The 10,085-nt window shown below is 60.6% G+C and carries 11 protein-coding genes; all 11 read right to left on the bottom strand.

Annotated elements, in window-relative coordinates; genetic code table 11:
• Positions 1-98: 98 nt before the first annotated feature.
• Positions 99-1,175 (bottom strand): ACR3 family arsenite efflux transporter, encoded by a 1,077-nt coding sequence (arsB, locus tag ACUXV1_RS09695; protein ID WP_446015282.1) that lies wholly within the window; start codon positions 1,173-1,175, stop codon positions 99-101.
• Between the two features lie 55 nt (positions 1,176-1,230).
• Complete coding sequence (locus ACUXV1_RS09690) at positions 1,231-1,725, bottom strand: arsenate reductase ArsC (protein WP_203390882.1); 495 nt, start codon at positions 1,723-1,725, stop codon at positions 1,231-1,233.
• A 25-nt stretch (positions 1,726-1,750) separates the two neighbouring features.
• On the bottom strand, positions 1,751-2,230 hold the full coding sequence (locus ACUXV1_RS09685) for an ArsI/CadI family heavy metal resistance metalloenzyme (RefSeq protein ID WP_203390883.1): 480 nt from the start codon (positions 2,228-2,230) through the stop codon (positions 1,751-1,753).
• Between the two features lie 24 nt (positions 2,231-2,254).
• Complete coding sequence (locus tag ACUXV1_RS09680) at positions 2,255-2,590, bottom strand: ArsR/SmtB family transcription factor (protein WP_114153377.1); 336 nt, start codon at positions 2,588-2,590, stop codon at positions 2,255-2,257.
• 675 nt (positions 2,591-3,265) lie between these two features.
• On the bottom strand, positions 3,266-4,471 hold the full coding sequence (locus ACUXV1_RS09675; RefSeq protein WP_446015280.1) for a phage late control D family protein: 1,206 nt from the start codon (positions 4,469-4,471) through the stop codon (positions 3,266-3,268).
• Positions 4,468-4,911, bottom strand: coding sequence for a phage tail protein (locus ACUXV1_RS09670; protein ID WP_114153379.1), 444 nt, complete (start codon positions 4,909-4,911; stop codon positions 4,468-4,470). The genes ACUXV1_RS09675 and ACUXV1_RS09670 overlap by 4 nt, the downstream gene beginning before the upstream one ends.
• Complete coding sequence (locus ACUXV1_RS09665) at positions 4,911-7,784, bottom strand: phage tail tape measure protein (RefSeq protein WP_446015278.1); 2,874 nt, start codon at positions 7,782-7,784, stop codon at positions 4,911-4,913. Before ACUXV1_RS09665 ends, ACUXV1_RS09670 begins: the two co-directional genes overlap by 1 nt.
• A complete protein-coding gene (locus ACUXV1_RS09660; protein WP_446015277.1) occupies positions 7,777-7,980 on the bottom strand; it encodes a GpE family phage tail protein in 204 nt (67 codons plus the stop codon). Before ACUXV1_RS09660 ends, ACUXV1_RS09665 begins: the two co-directional genes overlap by 8 nt.
• Entirely contained in the window at positions 7,908-8,204 is a 297-nt protein-coding gene (locus ACUXV1_RS09655; protein ID WP_446015275.1) for a phage tail assembly protein, read from the bottom strand. The genes ACUXV1_RS09660 and ACUXV1_RS09655 overlap by 73 nt, the downstream gene beginning before the upstream one ends.
• Before the next feature lie 26 nt (positions 8,205-8,230).
• Positions 8,231-8,743, bottom strand: coding sequence for a phage major tail tube protein (locus ACUXV1_RS09650; RefSeq protein ID WP_081571661.1), 513 nt, complete (start codon positions 8,741-8,743; stop codon positions 8,231-8,233).
• 12 nt (positions 8,744-8,755) lie between these two features.
• The gene (locus tag ACUXV1_RS09645) at positions 8,756-9,928 is read right to left on the bottom strand and encodes a phage tail sheath protein (RefSeq protein WP_446015273.1); all 1,173 of its coding nucleotides are present in this window, start codon (positions 9,926-9,928) and stop codon (positions 8,756-8,758) included.
• Positions 9,929-10,085: the final 157 nt, after the last annotated feature.

The following is a 10,085-nucleotide window of genomic DNA, read 5'->3' as shown; positions in this document are numbered from 1 at the left end:
CACACCGATCTGGCACACCGCCAGCCAGATATGATGCTGGACCGTGAGCGCCATGGGCTGCTGATTGCTGCCAGATGATGGTATATCAGTTAGACCTACTAGGGCTGCGAGCCTTTCTCGTACCAGCCTTTGCTGGCATTAACGATGTGTACCACTAGCAGCATCACGGGTACCTCGATTAGCACCCCTACAACCGTAGCCAGCGCGGCACCAGACTGGAAACCGAATAGGCTGATCGAGGCTGCGACGGCCAGTTCAAAGAAGTTAGACGCGCCGATCAGCGCAGATGGGCAGGCCACCGAGTGTGTTTCGCCTACCTGGCGGTTGAGCCAATAGGCCAGAGCCGAATTGAAGAACACCTGGATCAAGATGGGCACGGCCAGCAGCGCAATAACCAGCGGCTGTTGCAAGATGGCGTTGCCCTGGAAGGCGAATAACAGTACCAGAGTCAGTAGTAGCGCCGAGATGGACCACGGCTGGATCCGGTGCATGGCAGCGTCAAATATTGCCTGTCCTTTGTTCAGCAGCATCTTACGAATGATCTGCGCGATGAGCACCGGCACCACGATATACAGTCCGACCGAGGTCAGTAGCGTGGCCCAAGGTACGGTGATGCTGGAGACACCCAACAGTAGGCCGACCAGCGGCGCGAAGGCAAACACCATGATCAAGTCGTTCAACGCCACCTGGGACAGTGTGAAATACGGATCCCCGCCGGTCAGCCGACTCCAGACGAACACCATGGCGGTGCACGGTGCGGCCGCCAGCAGGATTAAACCTGCGATGTAGCTGTCCAGCTGTGCTGCCGGCAAAAGTGGCGCAAACCATACCCGAATGAATAGCCAAGCCAGAAAGGCCATCGAGAAGGGCTTGACCAGCCAGTTGATGAAGAGGGTAACGCCGATGCCCTTGATGTGCGCCCTGACCTGATGCAGCGCGCCGAAATCGATTTTCAACAGCATTGGGATGATCATCACCCAGATCAGCAGGCCGACTGGCAGGTTGACCTGGGCGATTTCCAAACCTCCGATCGTGTGGAACAGGCTGGGGAAAGCCTGCCCCAAGCCGATGCCGGCCACAATGCAGAGGGCGACCCAGGCGGTCAGGTAGCGCTCGAATAGGCTAAGCGAGGCGCCAGCGGCGCAGGGATGGGCGGCTTCAGATTGGGTGGACATGCCATTCTCCGTGGGATGGGGGCGATCATGCATGCTGCCGCGAAGGCAGTGCTGCTCAGAGGTGCAGTGTGCCGATGCGATCAAGCTCAGCTTTCAGGCGGGGCCGATCCTGGTGCAGCGTGTCCAGCGGCAAGGCCAGGAAAGCCTCGATCCGCGCGCGCAGGATGCGATAGGCCGTGAGGAAGGCCGTGTCGATCTCCTGATCACTACCCGTTGCATGGGCGGGATCTTCCACGCCCCAGTGGCTGCGCAGCACCGGCCCCAGATAGGCGGGGCAGGTCTCTCCGGCGGCGCTGGCACACACCGTGATCACGATGTCAGGCGTCGCTGGCAGATGATCCCAGGACTTGCTGTGGTAGCCATCGGTGGCGATCCCTTCTCGCGCCAGCAGCGCCAGCGAGCGCGGGTGGACTTGTCCAGTCGGTTGGCTGCCGGCGCTCATTGCATGCCAACCCGCCGGCGCCAGGTGGTTGAAGACTGCTTCGGCCAGGATGGAGCGACAGGAGTTGCCGGTGCACAGAAAAAGCACATTGATCGCGGCTTGGTTCATGGCGGGCTCTCTTTCTCGGTAGTCTTCAGCAGCAACCGCTGTCCGGCGCACAGGTGTTCTTGGGTGTGATCTTGACGGCGATCTTCGGCGTACAGCAGGTGCTGGCCGGTTCACTTGCAGGGGGCTCGCCACCGTTGAACGTCGGGATCGACGCCAGCGTCTGGTAACTCTCCCAGGCGATGCCTGCGGGGTCGGTGACCCAGTGTTTGTTTGATTCGGCGTAACAGCAGGCGGTACCTGTCTGCGTCACCATGCTGATGTCGGCCGCCTGCAACTGGTGTTGTAGCCGTACTAGCTCTTCCTCGCTGTCCACTTGAATGCCGAGGTGATCGACTCCTGTGGCGGTGCCGCGGTTGGAGATCGCGAAGTTGAGCCGTGGATCCTCCAGCATCCACTTGGCGTAGTCGGTTTTTTGGACCGTGGGTTGTGCATTGAACAGCGCCGAGTAGAAGCGAATGCTGTCTTCCAGATTGGCTACCGCGACGTGGACGTGAAAGCGTTTCATGATCGAACTCCCGATAGTGATTCGTTATGAGCAAGCGCCATCGCAGGGCGAGATGCTGCTCGCCGGCGCGCAAGCCTCGCCGCGGCAGCAGTTTTCAGTCAAAAAGCCCAGCAGGGCATTCATCTGCTCGTAGTTGGCCGAGTAGTAGATGAAGCGCCCCTCTTGGCGGGCCTGGACTAGGCCGGAGTGAGACAACTCCTTCAGGTGGAAGGACAAGGTAGCGTTGGCCACGGCGAGCCGCTCACCGATCTGGCCTACCGCCAGGCCTTCGGGGCCTTGCTGGACCAGTAGTCGGTAGATCGCCAGGCGTGTGTCCTGTGCCAAAGCGGCTAATAGGGTGACAGCATTTTTCGTTTCCATATTTCTATATTTATCGAAATAATTGATGTGGTCAAGGCCTAGCGGTTGTTTTGTGCAGAATTCTGCTGAAGGATAGCGAGGATTCTGAGAAAGCACAGGCTGCGAGATAGCTAAGGCGGGATCGCCCTTTACTCAGCGCGGTTTGCCCGGGCGCGGCTTTGTCCCGGATGGGATGGGGAAGAGGATGTGTAGCTATTCAAAATGACAGGAAATGTCATTTGATTTATCTGGATGGGGTGTTCATAGTTTTCTGAGTGAATACTGTAACCAGATATTCATTCAAATCTCTTGAGGAATAATAAATGCCTAAAGTTCAGTATACCGACAATTTTGCGGAAAATCACATACTACAAGGTGCGATGTGTTATGCCGTAGCAATACATAAGCATCTCTTGCGAAATTCCGTTAAGTACTGCAGCCATAATACGATATTTTCTGAATTGAAAGATGAGTTTAGGAAACACTTGGAGAATTCAAAATGGTTTCAGCATAAAACGTATACTAATCAAATGTACAATATGCTTGAGGGGTACTCTAATTATGTCACGACAAAGTCAAATTGGGGCAGCTATTCCATAGATAACGAAAAACAGAATATCTTTATTGTCGCGGAGGTGTACAAAGGGACATACTACGCGAGTCATGTAACCTTAAATTTGAAATAAAAGTAAATCGTTATTTAACTTCATCCAGCTTCATCTCCAGCTCCAGCTGGCTGGTATAGCCGCCGTCGTTCAGCGTGTGGGTGATTTTGTTGATCACCCATTCCGTGGCGTTGATGGCCGGCTTGAAGCCCTGCACCTGGGCGGGCAGTTCCGGGAACAGCTCCGGCCGGCCCTCGGCCAGGGTGATGGAAAATTCCGCTACGCTGCGTTGCAGCTTTTGCCAAGCGGCCTTGGCGCCTTGCAGCGCGGTGGCTTCGCTGACGTAGACGTGGCGCAGGACTTTGATGTTTTCGCTGCTGGGTTCAATGCCCTTTTGCTGAATGGAGGTGAGTTTAGTCCGCTTGCTCTTGCGGCCTAGCTTGGTGATAGTGGCGCGGCGTTCAAACTTGGTGTCTTTGTTGACGATGACTTCGCCTTTCTTCGCGCCGCGCACGTCATGCCAGTAGGCTTTGACGGCGGTGTAGGCGTCGCGGTCGGCTATGTTGAAACGGTGGCTGTCGCCGCTACCGCGCCGGATCAGGCAGGCGGGGAAGGGCTGGCCGGTGACGGTTTCGGCGTCGCCGGCTTTGCAGAAGATCAGCCGGCCTTGCTTGACGGTGGCGACGGCGTCGTATTGCGTGGCCAGGCGGGTGAGCAGGTTGGCGTCGCTCTCGCTGGTTTGGTCGATGTGTTCGATCTTTTGCTTGGCTAGCCAGTCGGGGATGGCCGCCGTCAGGCCGTTGGCCTTGGCGATGGCTTGCACGATGGCGCCCACGGTGGTTTTGTGCCAGCTCTTTTCCCGCTTGGTGGCGATGCCGGCGCGCAGGTCGGTCGCGCGGGCGCGTAGGGTGAGGGTGTCCGGCGCGCCGGTGTGTTCCACCTCGTCCACGATGTAGCTGCCCTTATCCACCAGCGGGCCATCTGCCCAGCCCAGCGCGAGTTGGACGGTGACGCCGCGTTCCGGGATGTCCAGCTTGCCATCACTATCGTCCAGTACGATGTCCAACTGGTCCGCCTCAAAGCCGCGGTTGTCGGTGAGCGTCAGGCTGATCAGCCGCGGGGTGATATTGCGGGTGATGTCCTTGCCGCCCAGCAGGATGCGGCAGACGGGCCGGCGCGGCTGGCGCAGTGCCTCTGACGCTTGGGCGGCCTGATTGTCTAGCGTCTGGCTGGCCTGCTTGGCCAGGCTATCCAACTGGCTGGCGGTTTGTTCGAACAACTGGCCGGCGCCGGTCATTGGATCAGCTCCAGCATGGCGTGGGTGACGGTGCCGAGCAGGTCTAGCAACTGATCGTCCACGCGCTTGAGCGACAGGGTGAAGTCTATGCATCTGGCCGCGCCGTCGCTGAAAAACTCCTGCCGGCTGATGTCCATCTTCTCCACCACAAAATAGCCGTACAGCGTGCCGGTGCCCTCGATCAACGGCCAGGCGCGGCCTTGGTCCGCCATCAGGCGCAGCAGGCTGAGGGCGGTTTCGCCGCCGGTCAACTCCGGCATCAGCCGGCCGGCCAGGGTGATCGTTTCCTCATCCGGCCCCAGGAACTGATAAGCAGGCCGCAGGCCGACACGGCTATTGCTGGGCCAGCGCCAGCCGTATTGTTGTTTGAAATCCTGATAGGGCAGGGTGTCCAGGGTGAACACGAATAGGCCCAGGGCCATCATCGGCATGCCTAGCATTAGTCGTAGTCTCCAAAGCGGGAACGGCGCGCGGCGGCTTGCTGGTTGGCGGCTTGGGCCAGCGCTTGCGCCACTTGGCGTTGCACCAGGGCGGCGAGCTGCTGCTCGTTCATGCCTGGCGCAGCGTTGACGGTGATGTGGATGTTGGACGCGGCCGCAGCGGCCGCAGCGGCCGGTGCGCTGGCGCGCAGCGGTGGGCGGTGCTCCAGTTGGCCGGCCATGGCGGGCGCGGTGGCGATGGCCACGCCGGCGCCGGCAGCAGTGAGCTTTTTGGCCGCTTCACGCATGCTGGCCAGCGGCCCGGCTTGGCCCTTGTCGATGCCTTGTTCTAGGCCGGCCATGGTAAAGCCGCCCAACTGGGCCATGACGCGGGATGGACTATGGATATCCAGCTTGATCTTGAGCCAGTTGATCATGCTGTCGCCCACGCCACTGATGGCGTTGCGCAAGGCTTCCAGCTTGCTGATGATGCCGCCGATCAGCCCGTCCATGGCCATGCGGCCCAGGTCGGCCAGCCGCGCGCCCAAGCTGCCCAGAAAGCCGGTGATCTGATCCCAATGGCGGACGATGACACCAAACAATGTCCAGCTCTTGAAGTAATCAGCGATGATTTGGCCGGCGCCGGTCGCCTTGGCGCTGATCCAGTCCCAAGCCGCCCGTGCGCCTGTCTGGATGCTGTCCCAATGCTTGATGATCAAACCCGGAGGTGTCCAGTTGAGGAAGTACGCCACCAGCGCGCCGCCGGCCGCAAAGACGATGCCCTTGAAGCGGTCCCAAAGCGCGGCGGTGATCTTGCACAGGTCTTCCCAATGCCGAACGATGAAGCCAACCGGCGTCCAGTTCATCAGATAGCCGGTGACCCAGCCGCAGACGGTAGAGAACACGTCCTTGATGCCATGCCACAGCGCGGCAAACTTAGGGCCGATCCAGCCCCAATTGCGCCAGATGAGATAGGCCGCCGCCGCGATGGCTGTGACCACCAATCCAATGGGATTCATCAGGAACACGCGGCCGAGAAACAGCATGGCTTTGGCGGCCATGCCCAGCGCACCACCCAGCAGGGAGAGCGCGCCACGCAGCAGACCGAAGATGCCGCCCAGCGAGCCGATGACGATGGATGCCTTGGACATGACCAGGCCCAGCATGGCAAACGGGGTGATGACGGCCGCCGTAGTCAGCGCCAATCCGCCCAGGCCGGCCAGCAGCAGGCCGACGATGGCGAGGGTTTTCATGATGGCGTTGGCTAGCGCCGGGTTTTCCATGGCCCACGCGCCTAGTCCTTCTGATAGCTTGCCAATCGACTCCGTGGCCGACTTCAGCTCCGGGCTGATGGCTTCGCCAAAGCGTACCATGGCATTGGTGAAGGTGCCGGAGGCGGCGTCCCATAGGTTTTTCAGGGTGCCGAGCTGTTGATTGACGCGCTGCTGCAGGCTGGCTTGGGTTTCCATTTTCTGCTGCATTTCGCGGTATCCGCTTATGCCGTCCTTGATCATCAGATCCAAGGCTTGCAGTGTCTCCGCATCGTCTCCCCAAATCTCCTGAATGACGGCATTGCGTTGCTGGGTGTTCAATCTTTTCAGATTGGCGAGCTGGTTAAACACCTTGTCTAGCCCGCCGAACTCGCCTTTACCATCGGAAAAATCCAGCTTGAACCCAGCTTTTGTTGCACTGATGAGCTTGTTGCCCTTGGCAATTTTCTTGGCATCCAGGCTGCGCTGGAACACTTTGCGGAACGCATTGCCCGCAGATTCGCCAACAAGGTTTTTCTGGTCCGCCATGGCCAGCAACGGCGCCATGGCTTTGGCCCCATCTAACCCTTGTTGCTTGATCATGGCCAAGGCAGGGGAGAGCTTGGCAAAGCCGTTGAGCATGTTGGACGGATCCACGCCAACGTAGAAAGTCCGCTGTATGGTGTCCATGACACCCATCATGTCCTTTTCCGCCGCACCGGTGGCGTCCTGCATCTTGGCGGCAAACTCGGCGGCAGCTTCCGGCGTCAATTTCAATTGCACGCCCAAGTAGGCCGCCGCTTCGCCGGTGCCGCCAAGAATCGATTTGGCGCTCATGCCTTGGCGAATCAACATCGTCATCATGTTTTGGAAATCGGCTGTCGTGCCTGGGAGCTTGTCGCCCAATCGGTTGGCCAACTCGGTGATCTTGGCAAACTCACCGCTAACGCTGCCATCTTTGACCATCATCGCGCCCTTCAGCTGTGTGGCGGCGTCTTCGGCCTGGGCGTAGGCCATCACCGGCATGGCCATGCCGGCGCCGATGGCCGCACCGCCAGCAGCAGCCTTTGCGCCGGCGCCGGCGATCTTGTCGCGCACAGCGATATGTTGGCTGTAGCGCTGCTGCGCCTCGTTGAGCCGCCGCTGACGGCGGGCGACGGCATCGAGCTTGCCTTGCCGCGCCTCCAGCGCCCGGTTGGTTTCTTGGAGGCGGGCGGCGAGTGTGGTTTCGGTGGCGGAAAGCTGGCGGGTGTCGATGCCTTCCTTTTGCAGCCCGGCCGAGGCGGCGCGTGCGGCCTCCAGGCGCTTGCGGTGGGCGATGCTGAGTTTATCCACGGCGCGTTCGGCCGCGGCGTATTCGCGGGATAGCTTGATGCTGGCGCCGCCGGCCTGCGTCATTTGTTGACGGACGGCCTCCAGACGCTGACGCGCGCCGGCCAGCGCCTGGCCGGTGTCCTTGCTTTCTTTGGTGAGTTTGCGGAAGGCGTCAATGCTGCTTTGCGCGGCTTGGAGTTGCTTGAGCTGGTCGCGGCTTTCCTTCACCGCGCGCGCCAGCCCTTGGTTGCCGGCCATAGCTTGCTTGAGCGGCCGGGTCAGTTTGTCCACGGCCGCCAGCAGCACTTCGATTTTCAGCTTGCTAATCATCGTCGGCGGCTCCTGATCTTAGGCGGGCCGCCTCGCGCCAGCTGGCCAGCTCGGCCAGCGGCATGGCGTGATAGACCGAGGGCGGCCAATGAAAAATGGTGGCGATATCGGCGATGGCGTCGTCTACGCTGCCGGGGAGGGGCTGGCGGGCTGCTCCGATTTCTTCAACAAAAAACCGGCCACCACGGTGGCGCATTGCAGCAGGTCGGCCGGGTCCAGGCGCTTGGCTTCTTCTTCCGTCAGCGCCGGCATGGACAAGCGCGGCAGCAGCTTGATGGCGGCATCCACGTCCAACTGCAGCACGTCGGCCAGCTTGAGGCCGCGCAGCTCGCCGGCGCCGGGGCGGCGCAGTTCGATGGCTTCGATCTTGGTTTCGCCGCGTTGGATGGGGGCGTCCAGCTGGATGGTGTTTTCGGTCATGGTTTGGGGTTCCTAGATTATGGGGATTAGAGGCCGACGTTGGCGCGGTGCTGGGCCATGCGGTCTTGGCCGGCTACCTTGAACACGTCGTTGACGATGTCGATCTCGATCAGCTCTTTGCCGTCCATGATCCATTTCAGGTAGGTCAGGTCGGTTTTGACTTTGAATTCGCCGTTCTCGCCGGCTTTAGCGTCGCCGGAGTCCAACTCGTTGTGGCGGCCGGCGGCGACGATTTCCACGGCGTGGCTTTCGCCGGTGGCTTCGTTGGCATAGCTGCCCATCCAGCGCAGTTTGGCGGCGTCGTGTTTTTCCGCGCCAAAGGTGGCGATGATTTCCGGGATGGGGCCGTTGTAAGTGTGTTCCATCTCCAGTTTTTCCACGCCCTTGAGCAGCGCCACCGGGCCGATCATGCCGGCGCCGGTGTAGTCCTCGGTTTTCATCTTGAGCGCCGGTAGCTTGACCGACAGGCATTCGGCAATGAAGGACATGCCGTCGTTGAACAGGTTGAATTTGCGCAGGGTGCGCGGCAGTGCGGCCATGGTTGTCTCCTGTTAGCCGTTGACCTTGGACGCGAAGTCCAGCAAATAGCGGTCGGTGATGCGTTGGCGAAGCATCAGGTTTTCCAGCGGCGGGATGGGGGTGTAGTCGTAGTCGATGGCGAGCTTGCCGGCCTTGAGCGTGTCCTTGTCGTTGACAGTGGCGTCGTACCAGCAGGTAAAGCCCAGCAGATAGCCATGGGTCACCAGCTCGCGGCCCTTGGCGTTGACGCCGTCCACGATGTCTTTGACCAGGGTGGGGGTGAGCGGCTTATCCATCGCCCACATATGCGCTTCCGCCAGGGTGTCTGCCAGCACCTGGGCGGTGCGGGTGTAGGACTCGAAAGCGAACAGCGGATCATCGCTGCAAGTCCGGCTGCCCCAAAAGCGGAAGCCGTCACGGCGGATCAGGGTGGTGATGGATTTCTCGTTGAGGAAGCCGGCGTCGGTGGCCGGGTTTTGCAGATCCCAGTACACATCTTGGCTGATGCCGGTGACGCCTTGCACCACCACATTGGACAGCGTCTTATGCCAGCCCTGGGTTTCGTCCAGCATGGCGCGCAGGCCCAGCGCGCGGGCGACGGCAGGGGCGGGCATGTCCTTGTTGGCCACGCCGTCCCAGGCGGTGAAGTCCGGCCAGATGACCATCAACTCGCGTTGGCCAAAGTTTTGCCGGTAGGCGGCGGCGTCTTCCTTGGTCTTGCAGCCGTTGACGCTGACGTAGCCGAAGGCGCGCAGCTTGGCGGCGAGGGCGGCCAGCTCGGTAGCCACCGGCAGGGTATCCAGCATTGGCACGCCCAGGATGCGCGGGCGCACGCCGACGCGCTGTTGGGCGCTGAGCAGCGCCTTGAGGCCAGTATTTTGGCCGCTGGCCGTGGTGGTGCCGATGATCAGGCTATTTTGTTCCGCCGCGTCCTTGCCGGTTTTGACGCGCACCACCACCACCAGCGGGCTGGCGTTGTCGGCGATGGCTTGCAGGCTGGAGGCCAGGGTGCCTTTGCTGCCTGCCTTGCCGATGGCGGCTTGCACATCGGTTAGCAAGACCGGGGTATCGAGCGGGAAGGCGGCCGGGTCGGCATCGTCTGCGGTGCAGACCATGCCGATGATGGCGGTTGAAATCGTGCGAATGGGGCGCGTGCCGGTGTTGATTTCCAGCACGCGGACGCCGTGGTGGTAGTCCTGGGGCATGTCTCAGTCTCCGGATGAGGTTCTGCGCATGTTGCCCCGCGTGATATTCCGGCGCGAGCTGAGCTTGTTGTATCAGGCCGCGCCACAACCTAGCGTTGAATTTAACCGTACTTTTACCTAGGACTTTATGCCGTTTCCCGTCTCCGACCTGCTCCAG

The sequence above is a fragment of the Chromobacterium sp. W521 genome (assembly GCF_052805975.1).
Note: the sequence above shows the minus strand (reverse complement) of the source record. Positions and strands in the feature narration are given on the sequence as shown.